The sequence below is a fragment of the Pantoea sp. S18 genome (genome assembly GCF_045689705.1).
In the GTDB taxonomy this organism is placed as follows: Bacteria; Pseudomonadota; Gammaproteobacteria; order Enterobacterales; family Enterobacteriaceae; genus Pantoea; species Pantoea symbiotica.
The window spans coordinates 2,593,852-2,609,554 of sequence record NZ_CP142688.1; the positions used below are offsets into that span (position 1 = coordinate 2,593,852).

The following is a 15,703-nucleotide window of genomic DNA, read 5'->3' on the forward strand; positions in this document are numbered from 1 at the left end:
CAGGAATATCGTTAATACACATATACGATATCCCTGTAACTCGCTGATAGTTCGGCTCGCGCCGTTTCTATATCCAGCTGACTGATCCCTGCCGGGTTGTGCCTTATCGCATTTCTTGCCAGCGTAAGGTATGACAGTACTCGCCGGTGTTGCACCGTGTTCGCCTGATAAAACCGGTGCTCGCCTTTTCTTTCAAGCGCGTAGCCCATCAGCCACAGTACGATGCTGCACAGCGTCGACAGCAGGTTCAGCACTGACATCCTTTCCACACTCCGGCTGAAGCTGCTTCTCAGCCCCATACCGTAACGTTCACTCTTTTCATCCCGGAAGTTCTGCTCTATCTGCATTCTCCGGCTGTAAAGCTTCATTATCGTCCGTGACTTCAGCTCCGCATCGCTGGTAAACAGCACCCACGGCTCACGGGCCAGGCGACTCTGGTTTGCCTCTTCGCGCGTGTAAAAAAAACGATCCCGGCTTTTCTTTCCGTGACGATTTTTGGGTGCTCTCTTATGAACGTGCACGAAGCCGTAAGCCGGTGATTTTTTATATCGCGTCAGCCGGGCCGCACCAGCACAGCGCGGCGTTGTGCCGGCTTTTAGCTGACCCGGCGTTACCCACTCTTCCGTTCCGGCCAGCTTCAGAACGCCGTTGCCCCTGAGCCGGCCGATGAAGTGCCATCCGTGCGACTGAACGCGGTTAAACCACTCGCGGCGGAACCCGGCATCGGTGACGATGGTCACTTTCCTGTCTCCCAGGCACCCGGCCAGGTCGTCCAGAAAACGGTTCTGAAGGTCGGGATTTCCCAGCTTATCGCCTTCTGCGATGAGGCTCAGCAGCGGGATGGCGCGTCCATCCGCCAGCAGGCTGGCACGCAAAAGGCTGAAGGACTGAGTCGGCCAGGCGCTCCAGTCCACGGCAATGACGCACTCCTTCATGTCCCGGATAAGCCAGCAGATAATGTCGCGTGACAGCGCGGGCACCTCCCGGTGGAGGGCGGCATTCCCCATAAGGCGGTCAACGCGTTTGATTTTGTGCTTAACGCGGGCATCACCCGCAAGAGAGCGACCAATGCTGGTCAGATTGAGGGAAGCACCGCGGGTCAGGGAAATCGTCATATCAGTGAGGGCGTTACGACGATACTGATGGGTGCTGGCTAAAGATTCCCGTAAAAATTTATGGCAAAATGCGGAAGCAGGCATAGTGGCGATCTTATTTTTTGTTGGCGCAATAATTAGATCATTTTTCCACTGTGCCTGCTTCGTTTTTGTGGGGATTCATCAGACTGTAGGGTCGCCATTTATGGCGACCAAACCAACGCGCCTATCCCCGACTCTTCGCCATCATCTTGCGATAATTGTTCAGCCATTTGCCGCTGGTGAGTCGCCACCAGAAGAATACGCCGCGTACCGTCCAGTCGAGGAACATACCGAGCCACACGCCAATCACGCCCATGCCCAGCACAATCCCGAGGAAATAACCGGCCACCACGCGTGCGCCCCACATACTGAACATCGACACATACATGGTGTAACGCGCATCGCGCGCGCCCTTCAGGCTGGCCGGCAGCACCCATGACGCGGTCCAGATCGGCATAAAGGCGGCATTAAGCCAAATCAAATGCTTGGTGACTGAGATGACTTCCGGATCGCGGCTGTAAAACTGCGCGAGTGTTCCGGCGAGCGGCACAGTGATCAACGCCAGCGAACACAATCCAATCATCGCCAGCCAGAATACGTGTTTGATTTGCCGTTCCGCCTGCATCACCTGATTCAGCCCCAGCCTGCGCCCGGTAATAATGGTCGATGCCGATCCCAACGCGTTACCCGGCAGGTTAATCAGCGAAGCAATTGAGAAGGCGATAAAGTTACCGGCGATCTCATTGGTGCCCATGCCAGCGACAAAAATCTGCGTCAGCAATTTGCCGCCATTAAACAGCACCGATTCAATACTGGCGGGCACGCCAATGCCCAACACTTCCATCAAAATATTGCGATCCCAGCGCCGGAAATAGCTGGCGATGGAGATCTTCAATGCTGGCGTAATACCGCGATACAGCACGTATATCGCCGCTGCCGCACCGATATAGCGCGAGATGGTTAAACCCAATCCGGCACCGACAAAGCCCAGCCCTTCCCAACCAATGCAGCCGTAAATCAGCACGCTACTGATCACGATGTTGAGAATGTTCATGCCGCCGTTGATCAGCATCGGGATTTTGGTATTACCCGCGCCGCGCAACGCGCCGCTGCCAATCAGCGCAATCGCCGCCGCAGGATAGCTCCACGCCGAGGTTTGCAGATAGCTCAGCGCCAGCTCTTTCACTTTGGGATCGGCGCTGCCAGCAATCACATCAATGATCAGATGTCCCCAAAACTCGATGGCGATCACCAGCACAAACGCCAGCGCGGTCATCAATCCCAGCGACTGTCGCGTGGCGGCTCGCGCACGTTTGCCGTTGCGTTTTGCCAGGCTGAACGCCACCACCACCGTAGTACCGAGATCGATGGCGGCAAAGAAGGAGATGATCACCATGTTGAAGCTGTCGGCCAGACCAACGCCCGCCATCGCTTCTTTACCCAGCCAGCTCACCAGGAAGGTACTGAGGACGCCCATCAGCATCACGCAGAGGTTTTCGATAAAAATGGGCACGGCTAATGGGGTGATTTCTCGCCAGAACAACGTACGGTAAGAGCGGCGTTTGGGATACCACGCCGTGTTTCTGACCGCCCGCATCACTGCTACGCCAGGATTTTGCAAGGGATTACCAAATCACTTTGGAGAGGAAGAAGAGTAATAATGATGATAGGCCACTGAGAATTATGCAAAGTGTTTCCCCTCACCATTTAATCATTATTACAAACTTTTTGTCGCCACCACCGCAGGATCGGCTGCGCCCCCCAAATAGGCGCTGCGCACTTCATCATTATTCAGCAGCTCGGCACCGCTACCGCTCAGGCGAATCTCGCCGTTCACCATCACATAACCGCGATCCGCCAGCTGCAATGCATGGCGGGCATTCTGCTCCACCAGAAACAGCGTCATGCCTTGCTGGGTCAACTCGCGCAGGATACCAAAGATCTGCTTCACCACGATCGGCGCGAGGCCAAGGCTGGGTTCGTCGAGCAGCAATAACTTCGGTCGACTCATCAGCGCGCGGGCAATCGCCAGCATCTGCTGTTCACCGCCGGAAAGTGTCATGGCGCGCTGCTTGCGCCGCTCCAGCAGGCGCGGAAACAGCTGATACATACGCTCTTTATCCTCTTTGACAAACCGTTCGCCGATGGCAATGGTGCCCATCAGCAGGTTCTCTTCCACCGTCATATCAGGAAAGATGCGCCGACCTTCCGGTGCCTGGGCAATGCCGCTGGCGGCGATGAAGTGCGTGGAACGCTGGCTGATTGCCTCACCGCGCAAACGAATCTCGCCGCTGGCAATGCGCGGCTGACCAAAGATCGACATCAGCAGCGTGGATTTTCCCGCACCGTTAGCGCCAATCAGCGCCACGGTTTCGCCCTGATTCACCGTCAACGACACCTGCTTAAGCGCCTGCAAAGGACCGTAAAACACATCGACCTGCTCAAAAGCCAGCATCGGTTCAGCCATGATCGCTCTCCTCTTCCTCGCCGAGATAGGCGGCAATCACTTTGGGATCGTGACGAATCTGCTGCGGCGTGCCCTGAGCAATCACATCGCCATGATCGAGCACCACGATGTGATCGGAAATGCGCATCACCATCGGCATATCGTGTTCAATCAGCAACACGCTGATGCGATGATCGGCGCGCAGACGATGCAGAATTTCGCTCAGCGCCTCGGTTTCAACCGGATTCAGCCCGGCCGCCGGTTCATCCAGACAAATCAGCTCCGGGCGCGTACACATGGCGCGCGCGATCTCCAGCCGCCGTTGCTGACCGTAAGAGAGCGTACCGGCCAAGCGGTTGGCGCTGGCGACTAAATCGACGTTTTCCAGCCAGTAGAAAGCGCGATCCAGCGCGCGATTCTCCGCCTCACGGTAGCCGCGCGTGTTCAGCACGCCCGCCAGCAGCTGACGATTGACCTGCATATGCTGCGCCACCAGCAGGTTCTCAATCACCGACATCTCGCGGAACAGCCGAATATTTTGGAAAGTACGCGCCAGCCCGGCGCGGTTCACCAGATGCGCGCCGCCAAACATCTTGTACCAGAGCCGCGAGCCGAGCCGGGTGGGATTGATCCAGTCGCCCGCATGGATTTTCTGCCCCAGCACCTGAATCACATCGGTGCTGCGCTGGTTGGCGTTGAGCACAATGCGTCCGCCGGTGGCGCGATAGAAGCCGGTCAGACAGTTAAACACCGTGGTTTTACCCGCGCCGTTGGGGCCAATCAGCGAGGTCACCGAACCGCGCTCCACCGCCAGGCTGACATCATTCAGCGCTTTGATGCCGCCAAAGCGCATCATCAGATTGTTGACTTGCAGAATGGCATCACTCATGGCGCACTCCTTTTCGCAACGGCACGCCGACGCGCGCAGTGCGCACCAGCCCGCGCGGCCGCCAGATCATCATCAGCACCATTAACATGCCGAACAGCAGCACGCGGTATTCGGCAAAGCTGCGCAGCAGCTCCGGCGCTACTGTCAACACAAACGCCGCCAGCACCACGCCAAGCGTCGATCCCATGCCGCCGAGCACCACAATGGCAAGAATCAGCGCCGACTCAAAAAAGGTGAACGAGGTAGGATTGACGAAGCCCTGATAGCTGGCGAAAAACACCCCGGCAATGCCCGCCGTTGACGCGCCCAGCATAAAGGCCGAAAGCTTAACCAACACATGATTGAGCCCCATTGCGCGGCAGGCAATCTCATCTTCACGCAGCGCTTCCCAGGCACGACCAATCGGCATGCGCGTCAGGCGATGCTTGATCCACAGCACCAGCAATACCACCAGAACCAGCACCACATAGATGAAGATAAACTTCATATTTGGGTTGTAAGTGACATGCAGAAACTCGTGATACGGCACGCCGCCATCGCGCGCGCGGCGGGCAAACTCAAGGCCAAAGAAGGTGGGCGACGGTACGGAAACCCCGTTCGGACCGCCAGTAAAGGCCACCCAATTGGTCAGCACCAGACGAATGATTTCACCAAAGCCGAGCGTAACAATCGCCAGATAATCACCGTGCATACGCAGTACCGGGAACCCAAGCAGCGCACCGGCAAAAGCCGCCAGCAGCGCCGCCAGCGGCAGCATGCTCCAGAAACCCAATCCAAGATATTGATAGCCAAGCGCCAGGCCGTACGCACCGATGGCATAAAAGGCGACGTAGCCGAGATCGAGTAATCCAGCGAGGCCAACCACAATGTTCAAACCCAGCCCGAGCAGCACATATATCAGGCCGAGAATCGCCACCGTCAGCAGGTATTTGCTGGAGAGAAACGGAAAGGCCAGCGCCACGATCAGCAGCAACGGCAATATCCAGCGCAAACGCGAACGATAGCCGGGCTCGCGCACGTAAACACCGTCATCGCTGCTGGCAAACTTGCGCATAATGCGCTGACCGAAAGGCGCGTGCAGAAACACGCTAAACAGCAAGCGCCCCGCCATCACCACCGCCACCAACAGCGCCACGCGCTGTGGCGACAGTTTGAAGCTGTAACCGTCGAGCACCACGCCAACAATCGGACCAAACACCACCAGCGCCACCAATCCCGCCAGCAGCGTGTCGAGCAGCGCCTGGCGCACAGGACTTTGCGTCATTGCATTCATCGGGGCTTCCTCACACTTTAGCGACCAGCGGCCGTCCCAGCAGTCCTTGCGGGCGGAAGATCAAAATCACCACCAGCAGCGAAAATGAGAACACATCTTTGTAGTCAGAATTCACCATCCCGGCGAACTGCGCTTCCGCGACGCCCAGCAGCAAACCTCCGAGCATCGCGCCCGGCAGCGAACCGATGCCGCCGAGCACTGCCGCAGTAAAGGCTTTGATGCCAATGATAAATCCGGCGTAAAAATCAAAGGTGCCGTAATTCATGGTCACCAGCACGCCAGCCAATCCCGCCATCGCCGCACCAATCACGAACACCAGCGAGATAACGCGATCGGTATTGATACCGAGAATTGAGGCCATACGCCGATCCTGCTGCACCGCGCGGCAAATACGCCCGAGTTTGGTGTACTGGATAATCCAGGTCAGCAGCGCCATACCGCAAAACGCGGCGATCAGGATGAAGATTTTGGTCCAGGTGATCTGCACCACGCCGCCATCAAACTCCATGCGCAACACGCCGGTCAGCAGCGTGGGAATGCCCTGTTGATTCGGCCCCTGACTCAGCTGCACGTAGTTCTGCAAAATCAGCGACATACCGATCGCCGAAATCAGCGGTGCGAGGCGCGTCGAGTTACGCAGCGGCCGATAAGCGATACGCTCAATCGCCCAGCCGTAAGCCGAAGTGACAATGATGGTGAAGATTAAGGTGCCGAAAATCAGTAGCGGGAATGAGTGAATGCCGAAAAAGCTGAGTAGCGATAAGCCAATGGCACACAGATAGGCGGAGATCATATACACCTCGCCGTGGGCGAAGTTGATCATGCCGATGATGCCGTAAACCATGGTGTAACCGATGGCGATCAGGCCATACACGGCACCGAGCGTTAAACCGTTGATCAGCTGCTGTAAGAAGAAGGCGTCCATAATGTCGTCTCGTACTCAATGGGAGCGCACACCTCGCGCTCAATCGCGAATGGCCCCGCACTGCGCGGGGCCGCGTGGCACATTACAGCTGGTGATACTTGCCTTTGTCGTCCCATTGGTACACGACGTAATCCGACACTTTGAGATCGCCTTTACTGTCCCAGGCTTTTTTTCCCATCACGGTATCAACGCTGTTGGCTTTCAGCCAGTCGCTGGCCTTAGCGTTGTCTTTGCCTGCCGCTTTGTAAGCAGCCGCCAGCGTCTGCACGGAGGCGTAGGCATACAAGGTGTAGCCTTCTGGCTCAAATCCGCTAGCGCGGAATTTCTCGATCACCGCTTTGCCATCGGCAATGGTGCGCGGATCGTTACCGAAGGTCATGTAGACGCCTTTGGTGTATTGCGGGCCGCCTGCTGCCGTCACCATCTCTTCAGTCACAATGCAGTCGCCAGAGAAGAAGGCGGCATTAACGCCCTGCTCACGCATCTGGCGCACCAGCGGACCGGCCTCCGGATGACAGCCACCGAAATAGACCACGTCCGGTTTCAGCGCGCCGATCTTGGTTACCAATGCATTGAAATCTTTCTCACCGCGCGACAGCCCTTCATACAGCACTTCTTTCACACCACGCTTTTCAAGCGAGGCTTTGGTGGCATCCGCTAAACCCTGGCCGTAAGTGTCTTTGTCATGAATGATGACCACGTTCTTGGCTTTGAGCTTGTCGATGATGTAATCCGCAGCGATAGCGCCCTGCTGGTCATCACGACCACACATGCGGAACATGGTTTTCATGCCGCGTTCGGTAATTTTCGGATTGGTTGATCCGGGGGTGATCGCCAATACGCCGGCCTCATCATAGACTTCCGAAGCGGGCATGGTGGATGAGGAGCAGAAGTGGCCGACTACCGCCATCACCTTATCCTGATCAACCAGACGGTTAGCGACGGATACCGCCTGTTTCGGTTCACAAGCATCATCGCCCTGTACCAGCACGATTTTCTCGCCGTTGATGCCGCCCGCCGCGTTGATATCCTCCGCAGCCTGGCTCGCGCCTTTCCAGTATTGCGCGCCGTACGTCGCATTAGGCCCAGAGAACGGACCGGCCACACCAATTTTAATATCTGCCTGAGCGTAAAAGGCCACGCTTAAACAACCTGCAATCGCCACCTTCATTGGGTGTTTTATGAATTTCAAAGACATGCTTTCAATCCTCAACGGGTCAGGAACGGAGCCATACCACGGCATGGGAGAAATCAATTTCTGAAACTTCGGCAAAACAGCATGCGGCCCATCCCCCGTAGGGTCGCCATTCATGGCGACCTCTTTTTAGGAAAGAGATAGATTCATTAAGGCCACGGTTGAAAACTAAGCAATAAGCTCGCCAATACCGCGAAGGTAGACGATTTATTACTCGGGCATCGCTCCAGAACAGGAGACACGCGATGTAACATCCCTGCTGATCATAAACATAGCTGTGGTTACGCCATGCACCAGCACCGTGATGGTGCAGAATGCGGTCGATCACAGATTCTTCATCGTCACGAAGGGTTTATCCGCTATGCTCTGGTGAAAACGGTCCACGTTTCCTGAAGGAGAACCCATGAATACACAACGGAACGGATTGAGCAGCCAGCAAGCGCTGGACGAATTAGAGCGCCTGTACGATGCAGCCGTTGACGCGCTGCGCAACGCCATCCGCGATTTCACCACCAGCGGGCAGTTGCCGGATGAAGCCGCTCGTCAGCAAGGGCTGTTTGTCTATCCGCAGCTGCGCATCACCTGGCTGGGCGAAGGCCCGCAGAAAAATCGTACCCGCGCATGGGGACGTTTTACCCATACCGGCAGCTACAGCACCACCATCACGCGCCCGGCGCTGCTGCGCCACTATCTCAGCGAGCAGTTGCAGATGCTGGAAAAAGAGTACGACGTGCTGATTGAGGTCGCGCCATCCCAGCAGGAAATTCCTTATCCTTATGTGATTGACGGCTTGTCACTAGACCGCTCAATGAGTGCCAGCATCGCACGCCATTTCCCGACCACCGAACTGTCGCAAATCGGTGATGAAACCGCCGACGGCCTGTTCCACGCCAATGCGATTTTCCCGCTGTCGCACTTTGACGCGCTGCGCACCGATTTCTCATTGGCACGCCTGCGCCACTACACCGGCACCGGCGTAGAGCACTTCCAGCCGTTCGTGCTGTTCACCAACTACACGCGTTACGTTGATGAGTTCGTGCGCTGGGCGATTGAGCAAGTGCAGGATCCCAACACGCCTTACGACAGCCTGGCCTGCGCCGGTGAAGTGGTGATCACTGCCGATACTCAAGACCCGACGGCGATGATGTCCGATCTGGCGTGGAAGAAGCACCAAATGCCCGCCTGGCACCTAACATCACCGAATCGTCGCGGCATTACGCTGGTGAACATTGGCGTTGGCCCGTCCAATGCCAAAACCATCTGCGACCATCTGGCGGTGATTCGTCCGCACGCCTGGCTGATGATTGGCCACTGCGGTGGGCTGCGTGAAAGCCAAACCATCGGCGACTATGTACTGGCGCATGCCTACCTGCGCGACGACCACGTACTGGATAGCGTACTGCCGCCAGATATCCCAATCCCCAGCATCGCCGAAGTGCAGCGCGCCTTGTATGACGCCACCAAAGCGGTGAGCGGCATGCCCGGTGAAGAAGTTAAACAGCGCCTGCGCACCGGCACCGTTGTCACCACCGATGACCGTAACTGGGAGCTGCGCTACTCCGCTTCTGCGCTGCGCTTCAACCTGAGCCGCGCCGTTGCGGTTGATATGGAGAGCGCCACCATCGCCGCGCAGGGTTACCGCTTCCGTGTACCCTACGGCACCTTGCTGTGCGTATCGGATAAACCGCTGCATGGCGAGATCAAGCTACCGGGCCAGGCAAACCGTTTCTACGAAGGCGCAATCTCCGAGCACCTGCAGATTGGCATCTGCGCGGTGGAACTGCTGCGAGCTGAAGGCGATAAACTGCATTCGAGGAAGCTAAGAACCTTTAACGAACCACCGTTTAGGTAATCATAATGGGTTCCGGCCTATGAAGGGCCGGAACAGTGCAGTAAAACGCGTTATGACATTTTCAAAACGATATTCTGCACAAACCACGCCAGCACCAGAAGACCGGTCGGTATCATGATTTTCCAGGTTATGCTGTCATTGAAAGCAGATATTTTATCCTCCAGCTGATTAAATCTTTGGTCAACTCTTTCAAATCTTTCGTCAACTCTTTCAAATCTTTGGTCAATTCTTTCAAATCTTTGCTCAATTCTTTCAAATATTAGATCAATTTTGTCGAACTTCGGGTTGAGTTGATCCTCCATCCGCTCAAACTTCTTATCGATACGTTGTTCCAGCGCCCCGAGCTCGCCCATGATCTCTACCCGCATCACGCCCTGCTCGGCTCTGACCTTTTCGATATCCGCTTTGGTGGCAAAATGTTCTGAACGCGCCGTGAGCACCGCAACATCTGTCTGAATCTGCTGCGTGGTTTTTTCCAGCTGTTCAACCCGTTTGGTTATTTGTTCCATTAGATGATCTCCTTTGTTTCCAACGTCAAAAATAAGCGGTGGGAACACACGAGTTGTATTGCTAATGGGGTAATCCATCACCGAATCCTCTTCCATCGCGTTGCTCAATCCTTCCACCACACCGTTAGTGAAACAGATTTGCGCAGCATTAACATTCCACGATCCCGCCATTCGCAGCACATTTTTTGCGGGCAGGTTTAAACAACACGCACAGCCTGGGCCGTTTTGAGATTGAAGGAAAGTGAGCATCAAAAAGGATTGCGAGGTGACACGCAGAAAATAAACGAAGGGATGCAACGGCAGACACGGAAGCCCGAGCGGGCTTCCGTTAAGTAAGATTTACGCGCTCAGCCAGCCCAGTTTGATGACAAACAGAATCGACAGAATGATCAGCGCCGGGTTGACCTCTTTGGTGCGGCCGCTCAGCAGTTTCACCACTGTCCAGGTGATGAATCCGAACGCAATACCGTTGGCGATTGAGTAGGTCAGCGGCATGGTTAGCGCAGTCACGGTTACCGGCGCGGCGGTGGTGATGTCTTTCCAGTCAATATCAGCCAGACCAGATGCCATCAACACCGCAACAAACAGCAGCGCTGGCGCGGTGGCATAAACCGGTACACTGCCCGCCAGCGGCGAGAAGAACAGGCTTAGCAGGAACAGAATCGCCACCACAATTGCCGTCAAACCGGTACGGCCACCGGCGCTGACGCCCGCAGCAGATTCCACATAGCTGGTGGTGGTTGACGTACCGAGCAGCGAGCCAAACAGCGCAGCGGCGCTATCTGCGATCAACGCACGGCCCATTTTCGGCACGTTGCCCTGCTCATCCGCCAGACCAGCACGCTTGGTCACACCCAGCAAGGTGCCGGTGTTATCGAACACGTCCACGAACAGGAAGGCGAAGATCACGCTGACCAGGCCAACGTTAAAGGCACCCGCGATATCCAGCTGCATAAAGGTTGGCGCGATAGAAGGCGGAGCAGAGAACACGCCGCCAAACGGCGTCAGACCAATGCCCATGGAGATGAAAGTCACCACCAAAATGCCGATCAGCACCGCGCCGGTAACGCGACGCGCTTCCAGCACCACAATGATGAAGAAGCCGAGCAGCGCCAGCAGCGGGCCCGGTTTGGTCAGGTCGCCCAGGCCAACCAGCGTAGCTGGGTTATCCACCACGATACCCGCGCCTTCCAGCGCGATGATTGCCAGGAACAGGCCGATACCGGCACCAATACCGGCACGCAGCGGCAGCGGAATGCTGTTAATAATCCACTCACGAATTTTGAAAAGCGACATGGCAAAGAAGATCACCGCCGACAAGAACACCGCGCCCAGCGCGACTTGCCACGTGTAACCCATATGCAGAACCACGGTATAGGTAAAGAAGGCGTTGAGGCCCATGCCCGGTGCGAGTGCAATCGGATAGTTAGCGATCAGGCCCATTAACACACAGCCAATCGCCGCTGCCAGACAGGTCGCCACGAAGACCGCACCTTTGTCCATGCCAGTTGCACCGAGAATGCTCGGGTTAACAAACAGGATGTAAGCCATTGCCAGGAAGGTGGTGATCCCCGCAATAATTTCTGTGCGAACCGTTGTGTTGTGCGCTTTTAGTTTGAAGAGTTTTTCTAACATCATCATCTCTCATGAGCGGAGTCGGCACGAATGCGCGCGCTCCTTGCCAATGTGGTTTACAGACTTATTTTTTTATTGGACGCAAGGCGTTTAACCTTCCCCTGTCCACATATCCGTCATCCTTCAAATTGCAGATGCGTTGGCTGCACTTACTTACCCCGGTCACTTACTTAAGTAAGCTCCCGGAGATGCGTAAGTTTGCCGCCTTCCTGCAACTTGAATTATTTAGGGTATAGCAATAGCTATGCCATCACCCTACGCAATCGATTACGTTTCCGAATAATGCTTCGCTTAGGATAATTCCGAACCAGAATGAGGCGCGATTATGGTGCATTGCACCAGCGCTGCGCAATCGTTTTCCCTCGTTGCGATTGTTTGGCAAAAAGAGTGCGGCACTGCACGCTTCCACACTCTGCCAGGCGATGGCGCTCACGTTTCTGTTGACTGAATCAGCAGGTAAAAAACATCGGGTTACACTGCTTTTAACCCTTTCGTAACAAAAGAGGCGCATCCATGAAGCCCGCGATTTTGGTGGTCGATGATGATCGTGCAGTGTGCGAATTGCTGCACGATGTGTTGAATGAACATGTATTTACCGTTTATTGCTGCCACCAGGGTAAAGATGCGCTGGCCCTGCTGGCGCTGCACCCGGAAATTTCGCTGGTGATGCTGGATATGATGTTGCCAGACACCAACGGCTTGCTGGTGCTGCAACAGATGCAGCGGCAGCGTCCCGATCTGCTGGTGATCATGTTGACCGGCATGGGTTCGGAAGCGGACATGGTGGTGGGACTGGAGATGGGCGCGGATGATTACATCGCCAAGCCGTTCAACCCGCGCGTAGTGGTGGCACGGGCGCGCGCTGCACTGCGTCGCTGCGGACGACTGGCGCAACCGGAAGCGTTGCCGGATGAAGGCTGGCAATTCAACGGCTGGCGGCTGGACGATGCGCGCTGTCAGCTGTTCAATCCGCAGCGCGAAAGCGTGCCGCTAACGCAAGGTGAATATACGCTGCTGCGCGCGCTGGTGGCGCATGCGCGCAAAGTATTAACCCGCGATCAACTGCTCGAACTGACGCACAGCGAAAGCCTTGAAGTGTTTGATCGCACCATTGATGTGCTGATCATGCGGCTACGACGCAAGATCGAAAGCAACCCGCATCAACCGAGCCTGATCCGCACCATTCGCGGTCTCGGCTATGTTTTCTCCGCCGACGTAATGCGCCCTGCCTCTTCGGCGCGCGAAACGCAAATCGCCTGATCCATCCAGCGCTGCATCTCGGCTAATGGCCGCGTGCCGTCCAGCGCGTTTGCGGCATGCAGATTAAAACAGGCGCAGGTATGCGCCAGCTTCAGCGTTTCCGTCAGCGACCAGCCTTCGTGGCTGGCATAAAGTACACCGGCGCAAAACGCATCGCCCGCGCCAACGCTACCCACAATCTCTTCCGGCGCTAAACACCACGCCGGTTGCCAGCGCCCTTCGCCGTCCGCTTGCTGGCCCCACGCGCCTTCCGGTGCGTGAATCACCACTCGCTGACGTACGCCTTGCTGCATTAGCCAGGTCGCCGCCTCGGCAAAGGCTGCGGGTGCGGCAAGTCCTTGCGGCGTGCGCAGACTTACGCCGGTGAGCGATTGCGCTTCCAGTTCGTTAATCACCAGATAATCGAGCCAGCGCAGCGCAGGCACCACCAGCGGGCGATATTCGCCCACGCGCGACACCAAATCGAGTGAGGTGAGATAGCCGCGTTGCTGCATCTGCGCCAGCAATCGTGCGCTGCGCGTGCCGTATTCCTCATCCGGCACATCGAGGCTATCCAGCAGCAGCAAATAACCAAGATGGAAGATGCGATGTGCAGTGGAGACGGCGGCGAAATGCGCCAAATCAAGCTTGCCATTGGCACCGCGTGCATGGAAGAAGGTGCGCTGGCCGTCCGGCGTGGTCATCACCTGCGTCATCGCCGTGTTGATGCCTGCGGTGCGCTGCACAAACTGCCGGTCGATGTGATGATCGTCCAGCAGTTGCAGGATGTAGTCGCCGTCGCTGTCCTCGCCCACCATGCCAACGCCCGCCAGCGGCAAATTCAGCTGCATGCGCGCCAGGGTAAACAGCACGTTGAGCGCCGCGCCGCCGCTGCACTTCTCACTGTGCTGAATTTCCGTCAGCCAGCCCTGTTCCGGCCAGTGGCTGATGCGCTGCACGTGATCCACCAGCATGCTGCCGGCACCGATGATTCCGTTACGCACCATGCTGTCAGGCCCTCCCGGCGCTGCCAAATACCTGCATCTGCTGCGCCACCACGTTGGCGATGTCGCGCTCCACCGCCATCAGCAACTCGGCAAAGGAGTCGTAGCGCGCATCGCGCTGGGTAATCTGCGCTTCAATCGCACCGAGCGCCGCCTGCGACATGCCGGTGTAGAAGTTGATTTTGTTGATGCCGAGGCTAACGGCGCGGCGGAAGTCCGCATCGCTAATTCCGGAGCCGCCATGCAGCACCAGCGGAATGCCGGCCGTCGAGCGAATCGCTGCCAGCCGGTCGAAGTCGAGTTTGGGTTCGCCCTTGTATTTGCCGTGCGCATTGCCAATCGCCACCGCCAGGCAATCAATGCCGGTGGCGTGCACAAAATCAGCGGCCTGCGCCGGATCGGTAAACTTATCGCTGTCGGCCTCGCCAAACAGCGCACCGCCTTCATCGCCGCCCACCGCACCGAGTTCGGCTTCCACCGAAACGCCAAGCGCGTGGCACATCTTCACCACTTCGCGCGTCTGGCGTACGTTTTCCTCGTAGCTGAGCGTCGAGCCATCGAACATGACCGAGGTGAAGCCAAGGCGAATCGCCTGCATCACCGCCTCAAAATGCAGGCCGTGATCGAGATGCAGCACCACTGGAATATCGTGCAGCGCCGCTTCGGTGCGCACGGCGGCGACCAGATGTTCGAGGCTGACGTACTTGAAATGCACTTCGGCGATGCTGATGATAAATGGCGAGCGCTGCCGCTCAGCGGCCTGATAGAGCGCGCGCAGAAAATGGGTGTCGAGGACGTTAAACGCGCCGAGCGCGTAGCCGTTCTGTTGCGCATGGGCCAAACCCTGCGCCAGGGAAATCAGTGCCATATCAGGCTCCTTTAGGCCAGCCAGCGGTGATATTCGTTACACAGCAGCCAGCGCGGTTCTTCATCTTCATCAAGCGGATTGAAGCGCGCCAGCGGGGTGAGAAACACGTTGTCATGTTCGTCGTCGTTGGGCATTGAGACTTCGCCCACCAGCACGTCGCCGTAGCCCTCTTCACCCCAAAAACTGTGCCAGATGCCCGGCAACAAAGTGACGCTTTCGCCCGGCGATAAACGCAGCTGCGAACCGGCGGCGTGGGTTTGGCGGATGCCATCCAGCGTAACGTTGACGGCCGTCTCGGCCAGCTGATTGCCCGCGCGGTTATGCAGCGTGACGATCAGATTGCCGCCGCCGCGATTGATAATGTCTTCCATCTTTTGCGGGTGATAATGCATCGGCGTGACCTGCCCTTCGCGCACGTGCATGATCTTTTCGGCGTAAGGTTTGGCCCACGGCTGGCCACCGCGCGAACCGTTGCGCAATGTGAACAGGGTTAAACCGGTTTGGTTGAAATCGTCAGCGCCGAAGCTGGTGACATCCCAGCCGAGGTGCAGCGCCAGCAGTTCATCGGCGTCATGTTTATCGAGCGCGCGCCACTGGCTGAGGCCGTAATCGGCCCACGGCGGCAGATGCACATCCTGGCGCATAAAGAATTCGCGGGTGCGTTGTAGGATCGCATTCACTTCAGAGCGTTGCATGAAAGCTCCTCACGTTATGGGGTTCAGGTCGCCATGA

At 56.8% G+C, this 15,703-nt stretch carries 14 protein-coding genes; 2 read left to right on the top strand and 12 right to left on the bottom strand.

Features of this window, described 5'->3' with window-relative positions:
• Positions 1-11: 11 nt before the first annotated feature.
• The 7 genes from VIJ98_RS12075 to VIJ98_RS12105 form a co-directional block, all read right to left on the bottom strand.
• Positions 12-1,199, bottom strand: coding sequence for an IS4 family transposase (locus VIJ98_RS12075; protein WP_323271900.1), 1,188 nt, complete (start codon positions 1,197-1,199; stop codon positions 12-14).
• Between the two features lie 121 nt (positions 1,200-1,320).
• Positions 1,321-2,733, bottom strand: coding sequence for an EmmdR/YeeO family multidrug/toxin efflux MATE transporter (locus tag VIJ98_RS12080; RefSeq protein WP_323274188.1), 1,413 nt, complete (start codon positions 2,731-2,733; stop codon positions 1,321-1,323).
• A gap of 120 nt (positions 2,734-2,853) precedes the next feature.
• Positions 2,854-3,603, bottom strand: coding sequence for an ABC transporter ATP-binding protein (locus VIJ98_RS12085; protein ID WP_061717625.1), 750 nt, complete (start codon positions 3,601-3,603; stop codon positions 2,854-2,856).
• A complete protein-coding gene (locus tag VIJ98_RS12090) occupies positions 3,596-4,471 on the bottom strand; it encodes an ATP-binding cassette domain-containing protein (RefSeq protein ID WP_323274190.1) in 876 nt (291 codons plus the stop codon). The genes VIJ98_RS12085 and VIJ98_RS12090 overlap by 8 nt, the downstream gene beginning before the upstream one ends.
• Positions 4,464-5,744: a high-affinity branched-chain amino acid ABC transporter permease LivM gene (gene livM, locus VIJ98_RS12095; protein WP_061717626.1), complete on the bottom strand. Its 1,281-nt coding sequence runs from the start codon at positions 5,742-5,744 to the stop codon at positions 4,464-4,466. The genes VIJ98_RS12090 and livM overlap by 8 nt, the downstream gene beginning before the upstream one ends.
• Positions 5,745-5,754: 10 nt before the next feature.
• Positions 5,755-6,669 carry an ABC transporter permease subunit gene (locus VIJ98_RS12100; RefSeq protein WP_008105462.1) on the bottom strand — a complete coding sequence of 305 codons (915 nt, stop codon included), beginning with the start codon at positions 6,667-6,669 and terminating at the stop codon, positions 5,755-5,757.
• A gap of 82 nt (positions 6,670-6,751) precedes the next feature.
• On the bottom strand, positions 6,752-7,867 hold the full coding sequence (locus tag VIJ98_RS12105) for a branched-chain amino acid ABC transporter substrate-binding protein (RefSeq protein ID WP_008105464.1): 1,116 nt from the start codon (positions 7,865-7,867) through the stop codon (positions 6,752-6,754).
• Between the two features lie 400 nt (positions 7,868-8,267).
• Between VIJ98_RS12105 and VIJ98_RS12110 the strand changes: the two genes are divergently transcribed.
• A complete protein-coding gene (locus tag VIJ98_RS12110) occupies positions 8,268-9,716 on the top strand; it encodes an AMP nucleosidase (protein ID WP_008105468.1) in 1,449 nt (482 codons plus the stop codon).
• A gap of 50 nt (positions 9,717-9,766) precedes the next feature.
• Here the strand turns inward: VIJ98_RS12110 and VIJ98_RS12115 are convergent, their stop codons facing one another.
• Both VIJ98_RS12115 and VIJ98_RS12120 read right to left on the bottom strand, forming a co-directional pair.
• Complete coding sequence (locus VIJ98_RS12115) at positions 9,767-10,396, bottom strand: hypothetical protein (protein ID WP_323274193.1); 630 nt, start codon at positions 10,394-10,396, stop codon at positions 9,767-9,769.
• A gap of 168 nt (positions 10,397-10,564) precedes the next feature.
• A complete protein-coding gene (locus VIJ98_RS12120) occupies positions 10,565-11,863 on the bottom strand; it encodes an NCS2 family permease (RefSeq protein WP_008105472.1) in 1,299 nt (432 codons plus the stop codon).
• Between the two features lie 510 nt (positions 11,864-12,373).
• On the opposite strand from VIJ98_RS12120, the gene VIJ98_RS12125 reads away from it, so the two are divergent.
• Positions 12,374-13,120, top strand: a complete 747-nt coding sequence (locus tag VIJ98_RS12125; RefSeq protein ID WP_061717630.1) for a response regulator — start codon at positions 12,374-12,376, stop codon at positions 13,118-13,120.
• Here VIJ98_RS12125 and VIJ98_RS12130 read toward each other — a convergent pair.
• From VIJ98_RS12130 to VIJ98_RS12140, 3 genes are read right to left on the bottom strand one after another with little or no spacing between them, the layout of a single operon-like run.
• Complete coding sequence (locus VIJ98_RS12130) at positions 13,057-14,106, bottom strand: carbohydrate kinase family protein (RefSeq protein ID WP_154157371.1); 1,050 nt, start codon at positions 14,104-14,106, stop codon at positions 13,057-13,059. The genes VIJ98_RS12125 and VIJ98_RS12130 overlap by 64 nt on opposite strands.
• Before the next feature lie 4 nt (positions 14,107-14,110).
• Positions 14,111-14,971: a ketose 1,6-bisphosphate aldolase gene (locus VIJ98_RS12135; protein ID WP_008105480.1), complete on the bottom strand. Its 861-nt coding sequence runs from the start codon at positions 14,969-14,971 to the stop codon at positions 14,111-14,113.
• 11 nt (positions 14,972-14,982) lie between these two features.
• Entirely contained in the window at positions 14,983-15,666 is a 684-nt protein-coding gene (locus VIJ98_RS12140) for a D-lyxose/D-mannose family sugar isomerase (protein ID WP_061717633.1), read from the bottom strand.
• Positions 15,667-15,703 lie beyond the last annotated feature (37 nt).